The following is a 21,669-nucleotide window of genomic DNA, read 5'->3' as shown; positions in this document are numbered from 1 at the left end:
GTCACAGGAGGAAATACGATGGAACAACTAACGATTCAAACATTGGCCAGCTGGTTCGGTGTGACGATTGAAGACACACGGGAAGTACGCCGAGTGGCGACGGACTCGCGTGATGAGAACGGCGACGGACTATTCGTCCCAATCATCGGGGCGCGCGTCGACGGGCACGACTTTATTGACAAGGCGATCGAGCAAGGCGCCATCGTCACGTTTTGGGAAGAAGGACGGGAACGACCGGAAGGGATCATTGTCATCCCGGTGCCGTCACCGCTCAAGGCACTCCAAGAAGCGGCAGCCCGCTATTTGGCAGAAATCGATCCGCTCGTCGTCGCCATCACCGGTTCGAACGGCAAGACGTCGACGAAAGATATGGTCGCGGTCGTGCTCGAGGAAAAGTTCAAGACGCACAAGACGGCCGGAAACTTTAACTCGGACGTCGGCTTGCCGCTCACGGTGCTCCGCATGCCACGCGATACCGAAGTGGCCGTCCTCGAGATGGGCATGAACGGGTTCGGGCAAATCGAACTGTTGTCGAACATCGCGAAGCCGGACGTCGCGTTCGTCACGAATATCGGTGAGTCGCACGGGGAACAAGTCGGGGGCCGTCAAGGCATCGCGAAAGCGAAACTTGAAATCAAGGCCGGGTTGAAAGAACAAGGCCTCTTGATTGTCGATGCGGATGAGCCGCTTCTATCTGATCAAGGGTTCCGCGTCGGCTACGCTGACGATGCCGATGGGAAAATCGAGGTTGTCGAGACGACGTTCGACGCGTCGATTTTCCGATATGATGGCGAACTGTTTGAATTGAAAGTGCTCGGTGCCCATCAGATTCGAAACGCCGCGTACGCGATTGCGTGTGGCCGTCAGTTCGGGCTCGACCATGCCATGATCCAACGCGGTCTCGACCGGGTCAAGCTGACGACGATGCGCATGGAGAAACAGATGTTCGGGGATGCGCACTTGATCAACGATGCTTACAATGCGAGTCCGACCTCGATGATTGCGGCGATTGAGACGGTAAAGTCGCTCGTTGGATTCTCGCGCCGTGTCCTCGTGCTCGGCGACATGTATGAGCTCGGTGCCGACGAACAGGCGCAACACGTAAAAGTCGGGCATGCCATCACGGCCCCGGTGACGGATGTCATTTTGATTGGCGACAAGGCGAAATGGATTGCCGAAGGGATTTCGGACGCGTCCGTCAACGTGACGCACGTCGAGACGGTCGAAGAGGCGAAACCGCTCCTTGGCAGTTATCAACGACCACAGACTGTGATATTGTTAAAAGCATCGCGAGGACTGGCGCTCGAGCGTCTAGTTCAATAATAGAGAGTAGTGAGGTACGAACATGTTAATTAGTTTAATCGTCTTAATCAGTTCATTATTGACCGTTTTGGTCGTCATGCCGCGCGCGATTCCCGCGCTCCGGCAGCTGAAGTTCGGTCAAGAGATTCGGGATGAAGGTCCGGATTGGCATCAAAAGAAATCGGGAACGCCAACGATGGGCGGGATTGTCATCTTGCTCGCGCTCGTCATCGGATTCATCGTCTCGCTCATCTTCGGAGACGCGGTCGCGGGTTTCGGCACGCTCTTGTTCGTCACGCTCGCGTTCGGTGTGATCGGCTTCCTCGACGACTATATTAAAGTCGTGAACAAACGAAACCTCGGTCTGACATCACTCCAAAAGTTGATTGGACAAATTGTCGTCTCGGTCTTGTTCGTCTGGTTCTTGTCACTCGGAGACGGCTTGGATACGACGATTCAAATCCCGTTCACTTCGATCGCGTTTGATACGGGTTGGTTGTATGTCGCCATCGTCATCTTCTGGCTCGTCGGATTCTCGAACGCCGTCAACTTGACGGACGGTCTCGATGGTCTCGTCTCGTTCTCGGCCCTCCCGACGTTCGCGTTCTTCGGGATTTATGCGCTTGGGCAAGACGAGGCCGGAATCGCCTGGTTCGCCTTCAGTGCGGTCGGGGCACTTCTCGGATTCCTCGTCTTCAACAAATATCCGGCGAAAATCTTCATGGGTGACACGGGATCGCTCGCACTTGGTGGCGCGGTCGCCGGACTTGCGCTCATGTTGAAGCTCGAGCTGTTGCTCGTCTTCGTCGGAATCATCTTCGTCATCGAGACGCTCAGCGTCATCTTGCAAGTCATCTCATTTAAGACGACCGGGAAGCGCATCTTCAAGATGAGCCCGATTCATCACCACTTTGAAATGGTCGGATGGTCGGAATGGCGCATCGTCTTGACGTTCGGTGGAATCAGCTTGATCACGGCAGTGTTGTCGTTACTTCTTATGTAATGGATGGTGGAACAAATGGAAGCACAGTGGAAAGGTAAGCGCGTACTCGTCCTCGGCGCCGCACGCAGCGGCATCGCCGCCGCCACTTATTTGGTAGGTGTCGGGGCGATCGTGACGATGAACACAGGTTCGGAGCCGTCGACAGAAGAGCGGACGAAAGTTGAGCAGTTGGGCATCACGTCGGTGTTCGGCTCGCACCCACTCGACTTATTGGATGACACAGACGTCATCGTCAAAAATCCGGGAATCCCGTACCATATCCCGCTCCTCCAAGCAGCGATGGATCGAGGCATCCCGATTTATACAGAAGTCGAACTCGCTTATATGGCGACAGACGCTGCGTTCGTCGCCATCACCGGGTCGAACGGGAAGACGACGACGACAACGCTCGTCCACGAACTGTTAAAAGGCGGTGACCGTCCCGTGCACGTGGCGGGAAACATCGGCTTCCCAGCAATCGAGGTGGCGACCCGCGCCAAGCCGGATGATCTCATCGTCATCGAACTGTCGAGCTTTCAACTGATGGGCGTCGAGACGTTCCATCCGAAAGCAGCGGCGCTACTGAACTTATCGGAAGCGCACCTTGATTATCACGGCGACTTTGATTCCTATGCCGATGCGAAGGCAAACTTGTTCCGCAACATGACTTCTTCGGACCGAATCGTCGTCAAAGGAGCCGACGAAGAAGTGATGAAGCGTGTCCCTGACGCGTTACACGCATCGACGTTCGGTTATGATGCCGGCGATGCTTCCGTACGAGACGGCTGGATTACACTTCATGGGGACAACATCGTCCGCGTGTCTGAACTCGCGCTCGGCGGTGCCCATAACGTGGAAAACGTCTTGGCTGCACTGCTCCTCGTCGAACCATTCAACATCCCGCGTGAACATGTTGAGCGTGTGTTGCGCACGTTCGGCGGGGTCGCCCACCGGACGGAGAACGTCGGCCGCGTGCTTGGCCGCCGAGTTTACAACGACTCGAAAGCGACGAACAACGTGGCGACCGAAGCGGCACTTGCCGGTTTCGATGCGCCAATCGTCTGGCTTTGCGGCGGACTCGAGCGAGGCGCTGACTTGTCTTCACTCGTCCCGGCGATGTCACGTGTCAAAGCGGTCGTCGCGTACGGGGAGACGGCCGAACGGTTCAAGACGCTCGGAGAATCCCAAGGAGTCCCGGCCTTTGCTGTCGAAACATTAGAAGAAGCCGTACCGCTCGCGTTCGAGCAGTCGGCAGAAGAAGACGTGATCTTATTATCGCCAGCTTGCGCAAGTTGGGATCAATACAAGACGTTCGAGGAACGCGGTGCCCATTTCGTCGACCTCGTCCGTTCAATCGAGGAGGCGAGTCGATGAGAGTCATCATTTCAGGAGGCGGGACGGGAGGCCATATTTATCCGGCCCTCGCATTGCTCGACACGTTAAAGGCGCGTCACGACGATTTAGAGGTGCTCTATATCGGAACCGAGAACGGACTCGAGGCCGATCTCGTGCCACGGGCCGGCATCCCGTTCAAATCGATTCGAATCGCCGGGTTGAAGCGGTCATTGTCGCTTGAGAACGTGAAGACGGGCTATTGGTTCTTGAAATCGGTCCGTCAGCTAAGAAAAGAAATGAAGGCGTTCCGTCCGGACGTCGTCATCGGGACAGGCGGTTTCGTGTCCGGGCCGGTCGTGTTCACGGCCCAGCAGTTGGGCATCCCGACAATCCTTCACGAACAAAACAGCATCCCAGGGCTGACGAACAAGTTCTTATCGAAGAAAGCTGACCGTGTCGCGCTGTCGTTCGCCGGGTCCGAGTCACAGTTCCCGGGGGCGAACGTTCGCGTCATCGGCAACCCGCGCGGGAGCGAAGTGTTACAGACAGTCGCCGACCCGACTCAAATCCGAGCGACGTACGGAATCGATGAGCGTCCGATTATCGTCATCTATGGCGGGAGCCGTGGGGCCGAGGCGATCAACCGGGCCGTGCTCGAAGCGATTCCGGAACTGAGCCAACAACCGGTCAACGTACTGTATGTGACCGGGAACGTGCACTATGAGGCGGTCGTCGCCGAAGCGAAGCCGGCGGAAAACGTCCATATCTTGCCATACGTTTACGATATGCCTGCCCTGCTCGCCTGTGCGACGCTCGTCGTGTCACGGGCGGGTGCATCGACCATTTCTGAATTGACGGCGCTCGGTTTGCCGAGCATTTTGATTCCGAGCCCGTATGTCACGGCCGACCATCAAACGAAAAATGCTTCGGCACTCGTTGAGAGCGGAGCTGCCGTCTTGATTCGAGAAGCGGACTTGACGGGCAAAACGCTCGTCGAGAAGATACAGCACGTCTTGGAAAACGAACAACAGATGGCGGAAGCGTCGAAACGGTTAGGGTTCCCGCAGGCCGCGGAATCCCTCGCCGCGCTTGTAGAAGAAGTAAGTCGCTAAAGGAGAGGAAGCATGGAGACACGTCAGAACACCGTCCGTAGTTTGGAAGACCGGATTCCATATATGAAAGATCAGCGACGGAAGAAGGCGAACCGTCGATTGTCTGCGATTTTGCTGCTGTTCGCCGTATTGATCGCCCTCGTCGTCTATATGCAGACGTCGGTGTCTGACGTGAAGGCGGTGAACGTGTCTGGCTTGGCTTGGTTGACCGAGTCTTACGTGTTGGAACAAATTGACCTAGACACGAAGTCAAAAATCGTCGAAGTGTCTCCTAGCCGACTCGAGACGGCGATTCGTGAACTTCCCGGCGTAAAAGACGTTGAAGTGGATCGAAGTTGGTACAATATCGTCACCATCAAGCTCGAAGAGGAGAAGATGATCGCCTATTCGAGGACGGACGACCGGGAAGTCGTCGTCTTAGCGGACGGCTCGCTTCATCCGACCGGGCAAATCGATGACCCGGCAAAGTTGAAAGACGGGCCGCTCTTGAGACAGTTTGACAAAGAGGCCGATCTTGAGAAAGTGGCCGGTGAGCTCGAGCAGGTCGATGACGCGTTACGGGCGAGAATGTCTGAGATCGTGTTCAAACAACAAGAAGGCGAACCGACACGTTATGAGATTTACATGAACGACGGGAACACGTTGCTCACACCGACGTTCAAACTGAGTCAAACGGTGTCCAAGTACGGTGAAATTTTTGAAAATATCCCTAAAGGACAGCGAGGAACGGTCGTCATGGATGGAGGCTATTATTTCGTCCCATATGAAAAATCGGAAGAATAGTCTGAATTTTTACAGCCCTGCGACATGCCGGGGCTGTTTTTTTATCGTTTGTAATCGAATTGACACCCCAAAACCGCTTAATTTGTAGGATTCTACCTTTTCTCACTATCTTATTTGTTGTAAACTTAGACGTGAGATATCTTGCCGGACCTAACAATATTTTTGGATATCTGTAATATTGTAATGGAAGACTGAAACTGAAATTTTAGCGCGGAGGTGTTTCCCTGTTGGAAGCGAATGGTTATGTAGCCGCATTAGATATTGGAACGTCAGAAATTAAGCTTGTCGTGGGTGAATTGCTCGGGGGAACGCTTAACATTTTGGCAGAAGGTTGTGCTCCGTCTGCAGGAGTAAAACGTGGCGCCGTCGTCGACATCGATAAGACGGTTCAAGCCATCAAACAAGCCGTCGAACATGCCGAAGCGGCACTCGGTGATCAAGTTCGTTCGGTATACGTTGCCATCGAAGGGGAACATATCCAAATTGCCCCATGTCATGGAATCGCCTCGGTCAAACGAGAAGACCAAGAAATTACGGATGCCGACGTGATTGAAGTCATCAATTCGGCACAAGTGATGCGTCTACCCGACGAGATGAGCGTGATTGACGTCATTCCGTCCTCGTTCACGGTCGATCAACAGACCGGCGTCGTGGACCCGCGTGGGATGCTCGGCTATCGGTTAGAGATGCACGGGAAGATGGTGACGGGCTCGAAGACAATCTTACATAGCATCCGTCGTTCGATTGAGCGGGCGGGACTGAAGCTCGACGGATTCGTGCTCGGCAATTTGGCGCTCGGCATGAGTGCCGCTTCTGTGGATGAGATTGACCTTGGGATCGGCTTGATCGACATCGGACACGAGAAGACGACTGTATCTGTCTTCTACCGTGGTGACCTCGTCTATTCTTACATCCTTCCAGTCGGGGGCGATCATATGACGCGCGACTTGGTATACAAGCTCAACTGCAAATACCAAGATGCGAAAGTCGCGAAAGAAGAATATGGTCTTGCGCTTGAAGAAATGGCAGATGCGACTGAAGGATTCTCGTTCACGAACATTAACGGGGAAGTGGCGTATGAGCCGCAAGCTGAAATTAGTTATGTTTTAGAGGCGAGAATAGAGGAAATGTTTACATTGGTGTTGAATAGAGTGCAAAAGGTAGGAGTTCCGGCACTGAGCGGAGGCTATTTGCTCTGTGGTGGCGCCGCTGCCTTGCCTGGCATCCAAGAGCTGGCGACCCGTGTCATGGGTCAAAAGACGAGACTTTATCAACCATCGTCCATCGGTGTCAGACATCCGAAATATGCGACAGCTGTCGGCGTCCTCAAGTACGTGCTCATGAGCGATCACCACGTCTCGAAGCAAAACTTGGAGAAGCCGGAAGAACGCGAAGTCGTCTCGTCGACAACGAAGACAGATCGACAACCGGATGCTGGTGACGAGTACGATTCGACAGAGCGCGAATCGAAAAACGGATTCGGACGGTTAATGGAAAAATTATTTGGCGTGTAAGCTGATGCGATTCACAATCGGAAATTACGTAGGGGGATACCTGAATGATGTACTTTGATGAGGCGATTGACGCCGTAGCAAAAATTAAAGTAATTGGAGTCGGTGGCGGCGGTTCAAACGCCGTCAACCGCATGATCGAACACGGCGTGCAAGGTGTCGAGTTCATCGCGGTCAACACGGACGCGCAAGCACTCAACATGTCGAAAGCGGACGTGAAGCTCCAACTCGGTGCGAAATTGACACGCGGACTCGGTGCCGGTGCAAATCCTGATATCGGGAAGAAAGCAGCCGAAGAGAGCCGTGAACAGTTGATTGAAGCGCTTGATGGCGCGGACATGGTCTTCGTCACAGCCGGTATGGGTGGCGGAACGGGTACAGGGGCAGCCCCTGTCATCGCAGAGATTTCGAAAGAAATCGGCGCCTTGACGGTCGGTGTCGTCACGAAACCGTTCATGTTCGAAGGACGCAAGCGGATGCAACATGCCCAACACGGCATTCAAGCGTTCAAAGAAAAAGTTGACACGCTCATCGTCATCCCGAACGACAAGCTTCTTGAAATCGTCGAGCGCAACACGCCGATGATTGAGGCGTTCCGTGAAGCGGATAACGTCTTGCGCCAAGGTGTACAAGGGATCACGGACTTGATTGCTATCCCAGGTCTCATCAACCTCGACTTCGCTGACGTGAAGACGATTATGACTGAAAAAGGCTCGGCCCTTATGGGTGTCGGTGTCGCGACAGGTGAAAACCGTGCCGTTGAAGCCGCGAAGAAAGCCATCTCTTCACCGCTTCTCGAGTCTTCAATCGAAGGCGCGAAAGGCGTGTTGATGAACATCACGGGCGGTCTCAGCCTCAGTCTTTATGAAGTGACGGAAGCGGCTCAAATCGTTCAAAGTGCTGCGGATGAAGAAGTGAACTTGATTTTCGGTTCGGTCATCAACGAAAACTTGAACGACGAGATTATCGTGACGGTCATCGCAACTGAATTTGCAGAAGAAGCACAAGGCTCGAACCCGTTCCTTCAACAGCCGAAGAAACAACCTGAGGCAGAAGTGAAGAAAGAGGCTCAACCGAAAGCGGACTCTGCGCAACAAGAAGAAGGGAACTTCCATAGACCGGTCTATGGTGGTGACGTCCCAGACGAGACGATCAACATCCCAGCGTTCGTAAGACAACGCCGTAACTAAAAAATAGGGGGTGCCGGTTCTCGGCACTCCTTTTTTGTAAAAAAGGAGAACGACATGCGATTGATTCATTCATGGGAAACTGAAACGGAGCGCTACTCGGCCTACGTGACGACCCGCACAGATTGGCACAATGAAGGGAATGTCGGCCTCCACGTCGGAGACGACCGTGCCCTCGTCGTGAAAAACCGAGAACGTTTCTTTATGGACGCCGGTCTTGCGTTAACTGACTCGGTTTGGGCCGACCAAGTTCATGGCAATCGTGTCGCATTCGTCGATACGAACGATCGAGGCAAAGGGGCGTATGATTACGCGGAAGCGATTGAAGCGACAGACGGCCTCATCACGACGACGGAGGACATGCCGCTCGCCCTCGTCTTCGCCGACTGCGTCCCACTGTTCTTTTGTGCGAAAGATCATGGCGTCATCGGTATGGCCCATGCGGGTTGGAAAGGTACGGTCGGCAACATCGTCGCCTCGATGACCGATGCGTTCGCCAAACTCGGGGTGCCCGCTGATGCGATTGACATGGTCGTCGGGCCGGCCATCACGGCCGACGCGTATGAGGTCGACCAACGAGTGCTCGACGCCGTCAAAGACGTGTCGGAAGCGGCATATGACGCCGCGGTCACAGATGAGCGAGACGGACATGCGCACTTGTCGCTACAACAAGTGAATGAGACGCTCGCCGTCGAAAGAAAACTGGACGTCACCCAATCGAACTTGTCGACCGTCTCGGACCGAACGTTTTTCTCGTATCGGAACGGGGATGCGTTACGTCGATTTGCGGCCGTCCTCGTCAAGGAGAAGAAGTCGTGAGTATAGCGAATAACGTGAAACATGTCAGACAAACCATCGAACAACATCGAGCCGGACAGGACGTGACCCTTATCGCCGTCACGAAATCGGTCGGTCCGGACGTGGCGACCGCCCTTTATGAAGAAGGCGTACGTCATTTCGGAGAAAATCGACCGGAAGGACTGTTGGCAAAGGCAGAAGTGTTGCCAGATGATGCGCTCATCCATTTCATCGGAAGCCTGCAGACGCGCAAAGTGCGACAAATCATCGACCGCGTCGCGGCCATCCACTCACTCGACCGCTTGTCGCTCGCAGCGGAAATCGATAAGCGAGCGAATCGTGTCATCGACTGTTTCGTCCAAGTGAACGTGTCGGGCGAGGCATCGAAACATGGGATTGAAAAAGAGGAGGTGCACGCCTTCATCGAGAACTGTAAACAGTATCCGCACATCCGGGTGATCGGTCTCATGACCATGGCACCGTTGACAGAAGATGAGTCGGTACTTCGCGACACGTTCCATCAGTTGCGGACGTTACGTGACGACGTGTTGGCGAAAGGGTACGCTCACGCCCCGTGTACGGAACTGTCGATGGGCATGTCGAATGACTATCCGATTGCCGTCGAAGAAGGCGCATCGTTTGTTCGTATTGGAACCATACTTGTGCAATAATATATCTTAAGGAGGAATCCGTTATGTCAATCAAAAACAAGATGAAAGATTTCTTCGGACTCGAAGAAGAAGAACGGAATGCGTATGAAGGAGAAGAGTATGTCGTCGCCGAGACGAAGCAACAGCCGATGACCGAGCAAATCGTCAAGACAGACGATCGCCCCAAAACGTCAAACAATCTCGTCGCGTTCAACTCGAAGAAAAAAGAACGTTCGAAAGTCGTTCTTGCCGAGCCGCGCGTCTTCGCCGAAGCGCAAGACATTAGCGACCAATTGAAAGAAAACCGCGCTGTCATCGTCAACCTTCAACGCATGTCAAAAGAACAATCTCGTCAAGTCGTCAATTTCTTATCGGGTGTCGTCTACGCACTCGAAGGGACGATGACGTCGATTGGACATAACACGATTCTATGTACTCCGAACAATATCGAGTTGACGGGGTCGATCTCGAACTTGATTTCGGAGGACGAACTCAATAGTAAAGGATGGTAAGTGAATGAATAACGTAGTAGAAGCTTTAGGAAATACGATTGTTACGCTTCTCGTGTATTATAGCTGGGTGTTAATCGCTTATATTTTGTTGTCGTGGTTCCCGAACGCGCGCGAGTCTAAGTTCGGACAAATCTTGTCTTATTTGTGCGAACCGTTTCTCAACCCGTTCCGCCGCATCATTCCGCCAATCGGCGGCATGCTCGACATCTCGCCAATCGTCGCCTTGTTCGTACTTCGAATGGCGCAGGTTGGGGTGCGAGCGATTTTCGGTCTGTAAATGAGCGTCTTCGACCATTATCGTCCGAGCGAACGGGCGTTCATCGAGCAAGTGCTCGACTGGGTGCAACAAGTCGAGGACAACTACTTGTTCAAACTGACGGACTTTTTAGACCCGCGTGAACAACAAATCGTCAAACAAATCGTCGGGAAGCGTCTGGTGATTTTCGATGACGGTGGTTTTGAAGGAGCGGAACGGCGTCGGCTCATCTTGGCGCCGGACTATTATGAACTCGAGCCGAACGACTTTGAAATCGCAATCCGTCAAATCGACTATCCGACGAAGTTTGTCGACTTGACCCACCGTCAAGTGACGGGCACGCTCTTGAACGCTGGACTGAAGCGTCAGAAGTTTGGCGACGTCGTGTTAGAAGACGGAATCGCTCAATTCGCGACGACCGCCGAGGCAGCCAGTTTCATCGAAATGAACGTCGATCGGGTCGGAAAGGCTCGCATCCGCATTTCAAACGTGGCACCGGAAGCCGTGCTCATCGTACCGGAGACGAAGTGGACGGAAGAGTTCGGAATCGTCTCATCGCTTCGATTTGATGTCGTCGTGAGTGAAGTACTCAACTTATCACGGCAAAAAGCGCAGGCGCTCGTCAAACACGGCGACTGCAAAGTAAACCATAAACAAATCGAGGACGCAAGCTTCGTCTTAGAGCCCGATGATTTAATCTCGATTCGCGGCTACGGTCGAGTGAAATTGACAGCGATTCTCGGCTCGACGAAACGTGAGAAAATAAAAATCCAGTATGGCATCATACGTTGAATTTAGGAGGAAAGTCGAATGGCGTTGACACCGATTGATATTCATAATAAAGAGTTCTCGACTCGTTTTCGCGGGTACGACATCGATGAGGTCAATGAATTTTTAGATCAAATCATCAAAGAGTTCGAACTGTTGATTCGTGAGAATAGAAGGTATGAAGAACTCGTCAACGATATGCAAGCTCGGATTGACTACTTCTCCTCGATGGAAGACACGTTGAACAAATCGATTATCGTCGCGCAAGAGGCGGCGGAAGAAGTGAAGACGAACGCTACGAAAGAAGCGAGCCTCATCTTGAAACAGGCGGAGCGCGAAGCACTCGCCCGTGAAGAGGAAGCGGCACGCAAAGAGCAACTCGCCGAGCGCGAGGTCGTCCAAATGTTGAAGAAAGTCGAGCTGTACCGGACACGTTTCCGCGTTCTCGTCGATGCCCAAATGGAGCTGTTGAACAGTACGGAATGGGATACGATCGTCGGGGAGCCCCCGGTCCAAACGGTTCTTGACGATACGACTGAACTTCCGTATAATGACGACGAAGTCATACCAAACAAACATCACGGATAATACACAATACGTCGACTAGGACACGTCGATAAAGTCATACCTACGAAGCGACTTAGGGAAGGTGGGAGCCTAAGAGAAAGACTTTATTCGGTATCCCCTACGAGTGTCGTGCTGAAACGAGTAAGCACGACCGCCTGACCCCGTTATCGGTCGCCAAGAGCGGTCTCGACCTATGTCGAGACTAGTAGGGTGGTACCGCGAGTCGACCAACTCGTCCCTATTTAGGGACGGGTTTTTTTGTTGTCAAAAAATAAGGAGGAGTTTCAATGAACTATAAAGACACCCTATTGATGCCCGAAACAGATTTCGCCATGCGCGGAAACCTGCCGAAACGTGAACCACAAATGCAAGAAGCATGGGAACAGATGGACCTTTATAACCGTGTGCTCGAAAAGAATGCGGGGAAACCACAATACATCTTGCATGACGGCCCGCCGTACGCGAACGGCGACATCCATATGGGGCACGCCCTCAACAAAGTGTTGAAAGACATCATCGTCCGTTTCAAGTCACTCAACGGCTATCAGTCGCCGATGATTCCGGGCTGGGACACGCACGGTCTTCCAATCGAGAACGCGCTCCAAAAAGCTGGTGTCAATCGTAAAGAGATGACGGTCGCCGAGTTCCGTGAGAAATGTGCGGCGTATGCGATGGAGCAAGTGAACTCGCAGCGCGAACAGTTCAAACGTCTCGGTTTACTCGCAGACTTTGAGAACCCGTACATCACGCTCCTTCCAGAATATGAGGCGGCCCAGATCCGTCTATTCGGGACGATGGCTGAAAAAGGCTACATCTATAAAGGGAAGAAACCGGTCTATTGGTCACCTTCTTCGGAGTCGGCCCTCGCCGAAGCGGAAATCGAGTACTATGACAAGAAGTCGCCCGCCATCTATGTGGCGTTCCAAGTCGTCGACGGAAAAGGGGTCCTCGATACGACGGACCACTTCGTCATCTGGACGACGACGCCGTGGACGATTCCGGCCAACCTCGGGATCGCCGTCAGCAATGAATTGACGTACACGCGAATCAACCATGACGGCAAAGGCTATATCGTCGCAGAAAGCCTCGTGGAAGACGTGACGACAGCGCTCGGCTGGACCGACTTCACGGTCGACGGTTCATGGAACGGACAGGCGTTCGAACATATGACGGCGCAACATCCGCTCTACGACCGGACGTCTCTCGTCATGATTGGTGACCACGTCACGGCTGACGCGACAGGTCTCGTCCATACGGCACCAGGACACGGGGAAGACGACTATCGTGTCGGACAAGCGTACGGGCTCGACGTCCTCTGCCCGGTCGATGATCGCGGCTACATGACGGACGAGGCTCCAGGATTTGAAGGGCTCTTCTATGAAGATGCCAACAAACAAATCGGGATGAAGCTCGAAGAGAACGGCTATCTCCTCAACTTGAAGTTCATCAAACACTCGTACCCGCACGACTGGCGTACGAAAAAACCGGTCATCTTCCGTGCGACGCCGCAATGGTTCGCGTCAATCAAAGACTTCCGGAGTGACTTGCTTCGTGAGATCGAAGAAGTGAACTGGGTGCCGGAATGGGGCATGACGCGTCTTTACAACATGGTCCGTGACCGTGGGGACTGGGTCATCAGCCGTCAACGCGCATGGGGTGTGCCAATCCCGATCTTCTACGCGGAAGACGGCACGGAGATCATCACGAACGAGACGATCGACCACGTCGCGAACTTGTTCCGCGAGCATGGCTCGAACGTCTGGTATGAGCGCGAAGCGAAAGACTTGCTCCCAGCAGGGTTCACGCATCCGAACAGCCCGAACGGGGAGTTCCGTAAAGAGCTCGACATTATGGACGTTTGGTTCGACTCGGGCTCGTCACACGCAGGTGTGCTCGAAGAACGCGCCAACCTTCGCCGTCCGGCCGACCTCTACTTGGAAGGGTCAGACCAGTATCGCGGTTGGTTCAACTCATCGCTCTCGACGGCTGTCGCGACGACCGGGAAAGCGCCGTATCGTACGGTTCTCAGTCACGGATTCGTGCTTGACGGCGACGGACGTAAGATGTCGAAATCGCTCGGCAACACGATCGCGCCGAACGATCTCGTAAAACAATACGGTGCCGAAATCGTCCGTCTTTGGGTGTCGTCGGTCGATTACCAATCTGACGTACGCGCTTCGCACGACAACTTCAAGCAAGTGTCGGAAGTGTACCGGAAAATCCGCAACACGCTCCGTTTCTTACTCGGGAACTTGAACGGGTTCGACCCGTCGATGCGCGTCGCTTTCGAAGACATGCCAGAAGCCGATCAATTCATGGCGACGAAACTCAAGCAGTTGCAGGCGAAAGTCATCAAAGCATACGACACGTTCGACTTCATGGCCGTCTACCACTTGATTCACAACTTCTGTGTCAACGAGTTGTCTTCGTTTTATCTCGACTTCACGAAAGACATCCTCTACATCGAGCGTGAAGATGACGCACGCCGTCGTGCCGTTCAAACGGTCATGTACGATACGGTCATCGCGCTCACGAAGTTGATCGCGCCAATCCTTCCGCACACGGCGGACGAAGTGTGGCAAGAGATTCCGGCGAAGACAGCCGATAGCGTCTTCTTGTCGGATCTCGATGAAGTCGTCGCGCTCTCAGAAGAAGAGACGGCGTTACTTGCGAAATGGTCGAAGTTCCTCACGTTCCGTAATGACGTGTTGAAAGCGATTGAGATCGCCCGCGGTGAAAAATTGATTGGGAAACCGCTCGAGGCGAAGTTGCTCGTCGCACCGAAGGGTGAGACGAAAGCGTTGCTCGAGACGATCGACAACGTTCGTCAACTGCTCCAAGTGTCGCAACTCGACTATGTCGCGCACGCGGATGTCGATTATGCGACGGCAGAAATCACCGTCACGAAAGCCGACGGTGCCGCCTGTGCCCGTTGTTGGACGTACTCGACGGAGCTTGGTCAACATGCCGAGCATCCAGAGCTTTGCCCGCGCTGTACGGAAGTCATCGCATAAGCCGGACCGGAGTGGCGAACGTCCACTCCGGTTTCTTATGACGTGAAAGGAGAATTTGATGAAGCGCTATTACGGATTGGCCCTATTTCTCATCGTGCTCGATCAAGTGACGAAGTGGATCGTCGTCCAGACAATGACGATTGGACAGTCGATTGAACTCATTCCAGGCTGGCTCTATTTGACGTCTTACCGCAATAAAGGAGCGGCTTGGGGCATGCTCGAAGGACAGATGACGTTCTTCTTTATCGTCACGGCCATTGTCGTCGTCGGCTTGATTTACTTCCTGCATAAAGAAGTGAACGGATTCAACTTGCTCGGCTATAGCGTCGGGTTACTGCTTGCCGGAGCAATCGGGAACTTCATCGACCGACTGTTCCGAGGAGAAGTCGTCGATTTCGTCGATACGTATCCGTTCGGCTACAACTTCCCGATTTTTAACGTCGCCGATATGGCGCTCACGTTCGGTGTCATCTTTATGGTCATCGGCGTCTTGTTCGAAGAAAAACTAAACAAAGAAAGGGGACATGCGTAATGGAAACATTCACATTTGTCGCCGAAGAAAAGGCACGAATCGATAAATGGATGAGTGAACAGAGCGATTGGTCCCGTTCGCAAATTCAAGATTGGATTAAAGCGGGCGACCTGCTCGTGAACGGTCAAGCCGTGAAACCGAACTATAAACTACAAATCGGCGACGAGATCATCGTCAACGTACCGGAAGCGGTCGAGCTTGAAGTCTTACCGGAAGACATCCCGCTCGAGATCGTCTATGAGGATGAGGACGTCATCGTCGTCAACAAGGCACGTGGCATGGTCGTCCATCCGGCGGCCGGTCACACGTCAGGGACGCTCGTCAACGCGCTCCTTTACCATTGTGATGACTTGTCAGGCATCAACGGCGTCAAACGTCCCGGCATCGTTCACCGCATCGATAAAGACACGACCGGCCTCTTGATGGTCGCCAAAAACGACTTGGCTCACGAGTCGCTCGCGACGCAGTTGAAAGACCGTAAAATCAAGCGTGAATACATCGCGCTCGTCCACGGGGAACTCGTCCATGAGCTCGGCACGATTGAGGCACCGATCGGACGCGACACGAACGACCGCCAGCGTATGACCGTGACGGATAAGAACGCGAAAGAAGCGGTGACACACTTCCGTCTGCTTGAGCGTTACAAAGACTTCACGCTCGTCGAGTGTAAACTCGAGACGGGACGGACGCACCAAATTCGCGTCCACATGCGCTACATCGGTCACCCGCTCGCCGGAGACCCGAAATATGGGCCGCGCCGGACGATTCAATTGAACGGTCAGGCGCTTCACGCGGCGACGCTTGGGTTCTTCCATCCGCGGACGAACGAATGGCTCGAATTCGAGGCGAAGCTCCCGGCCGACTTCGAGACAGAACTTGCCAAATTGGACAAAATCGAGAAAACGCGTTGACATTCCGCTCATTCCGATTTATAGTCTAGAAAGCATAACACCTTTAAACCCAGTCCAGAGAGGCTGTGAAAGGAATGTGGCCGCGGCCACGACACGTCGATTATTTGAGGCAGACGTCTGCCCTCACATATGAAGACTTCCTTTTCCAGCCGGACGAGGAAGTCTTCTTTTTTTGTAGAAAGGAGGAACGCCATGAAACGTTCTACCATTTTAGATGAAGCCGCCATCCGACGCGCGCTCACACGAATCGCCCATGAGATTATCGAACGCAACAAAGGGACGGATAACGTCGTGCTCGTCGGGATAAAAACCCGAGGCGAGACGCTCGCCGACCGGCTCGCACGCCGGATTGAAGAGATTGAAGGCAAGCCGATCGCCCTCGGCAATTTAGACATCACGATGTATCGTGACGACTTGTCGAAAAAGTCGCTCGACCCGGAAGTGAAAGCGACGGAACTTCCGCATGACATTAACGGAAAGACGGTCGTCCTCATCGACGACGTCCTCTACACCGGTCGGACGGTGCGTGCCGCAATGGACGCCCTTGTCGACCACGGTCGCCCAGATTACATCCAACTCGCCGTCTTGATTGACCGCGGACACCGCGAGTTACCGATTCGCCCAGACTTTATCGGAAAAAACGTCCCGACGTCGAAGTCGGAACAAGTCGTCGTTCGACTCAGTGAAGTCGACGCGACAGACGAAGTCTTCATCAGTCAGCAATAACCCAATAAACCTTTAAGGTGGTCCAGAGAGGCCAGGAAGGAGAACGACATGAAACAACCCATCCTCAACATCCACGAGCGTCCCGCTCACTTGCCGCAATGGCTGCTCTTCAGCTTGCAACACGTCTTCGCCATGTTCGGAGCGACGATTTTAGTCCCGATTTTGACGGGGCTCAACACATCGGTCGCCCTCGTCGCTTCCGGCGTGGCCACGCTCTCATTCTTAGCCATCACCCGCTTCAAAGTCCCAACGTATCTCGGATCGAGTTTCGCCTACATCGCCCCGATTATCGCCGTCAGTCAACAGTGGGGCGTCGAAGCCGCCTTGTTCGGCGGCATCATCGCCGGCTCGGTATACGGCGTCGTCTCGCTCATCATTTATAAGACGGGCGTCCGCTGGCTGTTACGGCTCTTGCCGCCGGTCGTCGTCGGCCCGGTCATCATGGTCATCGGCTTGTCACTCGCACCGGTCGCCATTGACATGTCGATGAATGACAACGGGGCGTATAACGGGACGTTCATCACAATCGCACTCCTCACGCTCGGCATCACGATGCTCGCGATGACGAAGCTAAAAGGCGTCTGGGGCGCCGTGCCGATTTTGTTCGGGATTGTCGGAGGGTACGCCATCGCAGCCATGTTCGGGATCATCGATTACTCGGCCATCGGACAAGCGAGCTTGTTCCAACTCCCGGACTTCACGATGGTGTTCGTCGACTACATGCCGATGTGGCAAATCGGGGCACTCCTCGCCATCGTCCCGGTCGCCCTCGTCACGATGACGGAACATATCGGCGACCAGATGGTCACCTCAAAGATTATCGGACGTGAGACGATGAAAGACCCGGGCCTTCACCGCACGCTCCTTGGCGACGGTGTCGGGAAAGCGGTCGCCTCGGCACTCGGTGGCCCACCGTGTACGACGTACGGGGAAAACAACGGTGTCATGGCCATCACGAAAGTATACAGTGTGTACGTGATCGCCGGTGCTGCGCTCATGGCCATCAGCTTCGGCTTCCTCGGTCACGTCGAAGCGTTCATCTCGACGATTCCAAATCCGGTCAAAGGCGGCATCTCGATTCTCTTGTTCGGCGTCATCGCCTCGAACGGACTTCGGACGATGGTCGAAAGCAAAGTCGACCTCGCCGAAAAACGCAACTTGATCATCGCCTCGGTCATCCTCGTCGTCGGTCTCGGTGGGGCGATGGTCCAACTCGGCAGCTTCCCGGTCCAAGGGATGGCACTCGCGACGATCGTCGGCATTTTGTTGAACGCCTTCTTGCCGAAAGAAGAGCCGACGGAATCAGCGAATGAAACAACTGAAGAAACACGACAAGCAAGTAACTTTTAATTCGATCCCGTGAGGTCGGCAAAGTGAAGGCTCGTTTATTTGGGTGTGTCCACCCAAATGAAGGCGTCCCTTCACGTAGGTGAAGAGGCGCCTTTTCTCTTTGCCTTCTATACAAAAGGAGGAGACGAACATGAACTTGATTCAACAACAACCGAAACATTTTGTCAGTCTCGACACGCTCGCACTCGATGAGATCATGGGCTTGATTGAAGAGTCGCTCCGCTATAAGCAAGGCGACATGCCGCCGCTGTTTGACGGGAAGACGGTCGCGAACTTGTTCTTTGAAAACTCCACGCGGACGAAGAACTCGTTTCAAATGGCCGAGCGTCACTTGAACATCCAAGAGATCCCGTTCGACGTGGCGACATCGTCGGTGACGAAAGGCGAGACGCTTTACGACACGTGCAAGACGCTCGAGGCGATCGGCATCAATGCGCTCGTCATCCGCCATCCGGAAGCGGGCTATTATCACGAACTCGTCGAGAGATTGAACATCCCGGTCTTAAACGGCGGGGACGGGAGCGGGGAACATCCGTCCCAGTCGCTCCTCGACCTCGTCACGATTTACGAGGAGTTCAAGACGTTCCAAGGATTGAACGTCGCCATCTGTGGCGACCTCGTCCATAGCCGTGTCGCCCGATCGAACGCCTCGGTCTTGCGACGGCTCGGCGCGAACGTCGTCGGCTGCAGCCCGGAGTCGTGGTGGGACGAGTCGATGGGACTCGAGCGGCGAAACATCGACGACGTGTTACACGAGAGTGACGTCATCATGTTGCTCCGGGTCCAACACGAGCGTCACATCATGGGCGACATCTTCTCGAAAGAAGACTATCACACCCAGTTCGGCTTGACGGTCGATCGGGTCGAACGGATGAAACCGGACGCAATCATCATGCATCCGGCACCGGTCAACCGGGACGTCGAGATTGCCGGCAGTTTGATTGAACACGAAAAGTCACGCATCTTTCCACAGATGACGAACGGCGTATACGCCCGGATGGCCATCTTACATCGAGCATTAGGGGGACAATCATGATACTTCAACACGCAACCTGGTATGACGGGAACACAAAACGGACGACGAACATCTTAATCGAACACGGCGAGATTCGCGCTGTCGACTATGACGGCACGACCGATGGCCACGAAGTCATCGACGCGAGCGGAAAGCTCCTCATCCCGGGACTCGTCGACGTCCACGTCCATCTGCGCGAACCGGGCGGGGAGAAGAAAGAGACGATTAAGACCGGGACCGAAGCCGCGGCAGCTGGTGGTTTCACCACAATCTGTGCGATGCCGAACACGCGCCCTGTCCCAGACGACCGCGAGACGATGGATCGACTGGTTCGTAAAATCGAAGAAGACGCCATCGTCCGTGTCCTTCCGTACGCTGCCATCACGAAGCGGCAACTCGGAACCGAACAAGTCGACATGGATTCGCTTAAGGACGCGTTCGCCTTCACCGATGACGGGGTCGGCGTACAGTCTGCCGCGATGATGCGTCAGGCGATGCGGGAAGCGAAACGACTCGGCAAGGCAGTCGTCGCCCACTGTGAGGACAATACGCTGAAGGCCGGTTCGGTTCACGAAGGTCGCTTCAGTGAAGAACACGGCATTCAAGGCATTCCGAGCCTCGCCGAGAGTATCCATATCGCCCGCGACGTTTTAATCGCCGAAGAGACGGGCTGTCACTATCACGTCTGTCACGTCTCGTCACGGCAATCGGTCCGCGTCATCCGGGACGCCAAACGTGCCGGCATCCACGTCACGGCCGAAGTGACCCCACACCACCTCGTCCTCTGTGAAGACGACATCCCGGGTCTTGATCCAAACTTCAAGATGAACCCGCCGCTCCGAAGTGCGGACGACCGTGCGGCGCTTATCGAAGGGTTGATGGACGGGACGATTGACATGATTGCGACCGATCACGCTCCGCATACGGCAGCAGAGAAAGCAGAAGGAATGGAGCGGGCCCCGTTCGGCATCACCGGATTCGAGACGGCGTTCCCGCTTCTATACACGACGTTCGTCAAGACGGAACAGCTAGAAGAAGTCGCGCTCATCGAGTGGATGACGAAACGTCCGAGTGACGTATTCGGATTGCCGTACGGTGCGATCGAAGTCGGACGAGCGGCGGACCTCGTCCTCGTTGACACGGAGACGGAACGGGTCGTCGACCCGACGACGTTCAAGTCGAAAGGAAAGAACACACCGTTCGCAGGGAAACACTTGGTCGGCTGGCCGGTCTTGACGATCGTGGCCGGAGAAATCGTATATAAGGGGAGATTCGATGAAACGAACATTATGGCTTGAAGACGGGACTTCATTTGTAGGGACAGCGTTTGGTGCTGACATCGAGACGACCGGGGAAGTCGTCTTCCAGACTGGGATGACCGGATATCAAGAGATGTTGTCCGATCCATCCTATTGTGATCAACTCATCGTGCTGACGAATCCGTTGATTGGGAACTATGGCGTCAACCGTGAAGATTTCGAGACGACCGTTCCGATGGCAAAAGGTCTCATCGTCAAGGAAGTGTGCGATGCACCTTCAAACTTCCGCTCGACGGCGACGTTATCGGATACGCTCAAACGATTCAACATTCCAGGTCTTGCGGGCGTCGACACACGGATGCTCACACGTCACTTACGTTCTCGCGGTGTCATGCGCGGCGTCATGGTCGACGGAGAATCGACGTGGTACCTCGTCAAAGACCGCTTAGACGGTCTGCTTCCGACCAACCAAGTCGAACGCGTCTCGACGAAGCGGGCCTATGTGACGACCGGCAGCGGTCCCCGCATCGCCCTCATCGATTTCGGGGCGAAGCTCGGGATTATGCGCGAACTCGTCAAACGTGACTGTGAAGTCGTCGTCTTGCCGCACGACGTGACGGCGGAAGAAGTTTTGCGCTACGAACCGGACGGCATCATGTTGTCGAACGGACCGGGGGACCCGAAAGACGTCCCGACGGCGCTCCCGCTCATCGAGACGCTCATGCCGAAGTTACCGCTGTTTGGCATCTGTCTCGGCCATCAATTGATTAGCCTCGCCGGCGGAGCAGACACGTTCAAACTCCCGTTCGGCCATCGCGGTGCCAACCATCCCGTGCTCGAACTAGAGACCGGGGCGGTGACGATCACGTCCCAAAACCACGGCTACGCCGTCGATGAGTCGTCACTCGCGACAACTGGGCTCGTCGTCACGCACCGTGCCGTCAACGACGGGACCGTCGAAGGCGTCAAACATCTCCACTATCCGACGTTCTCGGTCCAATACCACCCTGAGGCGGCACCTGGACCGTACGACGCTAACGATTTATTCGACCGTTTCATGCAACTCGTTCAAGAAAACAAACAGAAAGTAGGAATGTGA

21 protein-coding genes are annotated in these 21,669 nt (G+C 54.4%); all 21 read left to right on the top strand.

The features are described 5' to 3' along the window. The first annotated feature begins 18 nt into the window (after positions 1 to 18). The 21 genes from KB235_RS11255 (at position 19) to KB235_RS11155 (ending at position 21,669) form a co-directional block, all read left to right on the top strand. On the top strand, positions 19 to 1,323 hold the full coding sequence (locus KB235_RS11255) for a UDP-N-acetylmuramoyl-tripeptide--D-alanyl-D-alanine ligase (RefSeq protein WP_211779676.1): 1,305 nt from the start codon (positions 19 to 21) through the stop codon (positions 1,321 to 1,323). Positions 1,324 to 1,345: 22 nt separating this feature from the next. Continuing rightward, a complete protein-coding gene (mraY, locus tag KB235_RS11250) occupies positions 1,346 to 2,305 on the top strand; it encodes a phospho-N-acetylmuramoyl-pentapeptide-transferase (protein WP_211779675.1) in 960 nt (319 codons plus the stop codon). Positions 2,306 to 2,320: 15 nt separating this feature from the next. Beyond that, a complete protein-coding gene (murD, locus tag KB235_RS11245; protein WP_246514193.1) occupies positions 2,321 to 3,658 on the top strand; it encodes a UDP-N-acetylmuramoyl-L-alanine--D-glutamate ligase in 1,338 nt (445 codons plus the stop codon). Beyond that, positions 3,655 to 4,731 carry an undecaprenyldiphospho-muramoylpentapeptide beta-N-acetylglucosaminyltransferase gene (murG, locus tag KB235_RS11240; protein WP_211779673.1) on the top strand — a complete coding sequence of 359 codons (1,077 nt, stop codon included), beginning with the start codon at positions 3,655 to 3,657 and terminating at the stop codon, positions 4,729 to 4,731. The genes murD and murG overlap by 4 nt, the downstream gene beginning before the upstream one ends. Before the next feature lie 12 nt (positions 4,732 to 4,743). Further along, the gene (locus KB235_RS11235) at positions 4,744 to 5,514 is read left to right on the top strand and encodes a cell division protein FtsQ/DivIB (RefSeq protein WP_211779672.1); all 771 of its coding nucleotides are present in this window, start codon (positions 4,744 to 4,746) and stop codon (positions 5,512 to 5,514) included. A 227-nt stretch (positions 5,515 to 5,741) separates the two neighbouring features. After that, a complete protein-coding gene (gene ftsA, locus KB235_RS11230) occupies positions 5,742 to 7,028 on the top strand; it encodes a cell division protein FtsA (protein WP_034805600.1) in 1,287 nt (428 codons plus the stop codon). A gap of 44 nt (positions 7,029 to 7,072) precedes the next feature. Further along, positions 7,073 to 8,215: a cell division protein FtsZ gene (ftsZ, locus tag KB235_RS11225; protein WP_034805598.1), complete on the top strand. Its 1,143-nt coding sequence runs from the start codon at positions 7,073 to 7,075 to the stop codon at positions 8,213 to 8,215. Between the two features lie 54 nt (positions 8,216 to 8,269). After that, positions 8,270 to 9,031 (top strand): peptidoglycan editing factor PgeF, encoded by a 762-nt coding sequence (gene pgeF / locus KB235_RS11220; RefSeq protein WP_211779671.1) that lies wholly within the window; start codon positions 8,270 to 8,272, stop codon positions 9,029 to 9,031. Next, a complete protein-coding gene (locus KB235_RS11215; protein WP_034815038.1) occupies positions 9,028 to 9,681 on the top strand; it encodes a YggS family pyridoxal phosphate-dependent enzyme in 654 nt (217 codons plus the stop codon). The genes pgeF and KB235_RS11215 overlap by 4 nt, the downstream gene beginning before the upstream one ends. Before the next feature lie 23 nt (positions 9,682 to 9,704). Continuing rightward, complete coding sequence (locus KB235_RS11210) at positions 9,705 to 10,172, top strand: cell division protein SepF (protein ID WP_034805588.1); 468 nt, start codon at positions 9,705 to 9,707, stop codon at positions 10,170 to 10,172. 4 nt (positions 10,173 to 10,176) lie between these two features. Further along, entirely contained in the window at positions 10,177 to 10,449 is a 273-nt protein-coding gene (locus KB235_RS11205; protein WP_211779670.1) for a YggT family protein, read from the top strand. Beyond that, a complete protein-coding gene (locus KB235_RS11200) occupies positions 10,450 to 11,220 on the top strand; it encodes a YlmH family RNA-binding protein (RefSeq protein WP_211779669.1) in 771 nt (256 codons plus the stop codon). It abuts the gene before it with no gap. An 18-nt stretch (positions 11,221 to 11,238) separates the two neighbouring features. Continuing rightward, positions 11,239 to 11,784 (top strand): DivIVA domain-containing protein, encoded by a 546-nt coding sequence (locus tag KB235_RS11195; protein WP_211779668.1) that lies wholly within the window; start codon positions 11,239 to 11,241, stop codon positions 11,782 to 11,784. A 266-nt stretch (positions 11,785 to 12,050) separates the two neighbouring features. Next, positions 12,051 to 14,777, top strand: coding sequence for an isoleucine--tRNA ligase (ileS, locus tag KB235_RS11190; RefSeq protein WP_211779667.1), 2,727 nt, complete (start codon positions 12,051 to 12,053; stop codon positions 14,775 to 14,777). 58 nt (positions 14,778 to 14,835) lie between these two features. Next, complete coding sequence (lspA, locus tag KB235_RS11185; protein WP_034815042.1) at positions 14,836 to 15,309, top strand: signal peptidase II; 474 nt, start codon at positions 14,836 to 14,838, stop codon at positions 15,307 to 15,309. After that, on the top strand, positions 15,309 to 16,220 hold the full coding sequence (locus KB235_RS11180; RefSeq protein WP_211779666.1) for an RluA family pseudouridine synthase: 912 nt from the start codon (positions 15,309 to 15,311) through the stop codon (positions 16,218 to 16,220). The genes lspA and KB235_RS11180 overlap by 1 nt, the downstream gene beginning before the upstream one ends. 192 nt (positions 16,221 to 16,412) lie before the next feature. Next, positions 16,413 to 16,946, top strand: a complete 534-nt coding sequence (gene pyrR / locus KB235_RS11175; RefSeq protein WP_211779665.1) for a bifunctional pyr operon transcriptional regulator/uracil phosphoribosyltransferase PyrR — start codon at positions 16,413 to 16,415, stop codon at positions 16,944 to 16,946. A 48-nt stretch (positions 16,947 to 16,994) separates the two neighbouring features. Beyond that, positions 16,995 to 18,296 (top strand): uracil-xanthine permease family protein, encoded by a 1,302-nt coding sequence (locus KB235_RS11170; protein ID WP_034815044.1) that lies wholly within the window; start codon positions 16,995 to 16,997, stop codon positions 18,294 to 18,296. 130 nt (positions 18,297 to 18,426) lie between these two features. Further along, positions 18,427 to 19,332, top strand: a complete 906-nt coding sequence (locus KB235_RS11165; protein ID WP_034806422.1) for an aspartate carbamoyltransferase catalytic subunit — start codon at positions 18,427 to 18,429, stop codon at positions 19,330 to 19,332. Beyond that, positions 19,329 to 20,609: a dihydroorotase gene (locus KB235_RS11160; RefSeq protein ID WP_211779664.1), complete on the top strand. Its 1,281-nt coding sequence runs from the start codon at positions 19,329 to 19,331 to the stop codon at positions 20,607 to 20,609. Before KB235_RS11165 ends, KB235_RS11160 begins: the two co-directional genes overlap by 4 nt. Beyond that, positions 20,587 to 21,669 carry a carbamoyl phosphate synthase small subunit gene (locus KB235_RS11155; RefSeq protein ID WP_211779663.1) on the top strand — a complete coding sequence of 361 codons (1,083 nt, stop codon included), beginning with the start codon at positions 20,587 to 20,589 and terminating at the stop codon, positions 21,667 to 21,669. The genes KB235_RS11160 and KB235_RS11155 overlap by 23 nt, the downstream gene beginning before the upstream one ends.

This window comes from Exiguobacterium alkaliphilum, from assembly GCF_018138125.1.
Lineage (GTDB): Bacteria > Bacillota > Bacilli > Exiguobacteriales > Exiguobacteriaceae > Exiguobacterium > Exiguobacterium alkaliphilum.
The sequence above is the reverse complement of the archived record's forward strand: the minus strand, read 5'-3'. Positions and strand labels throughout refer to the sequence as shown.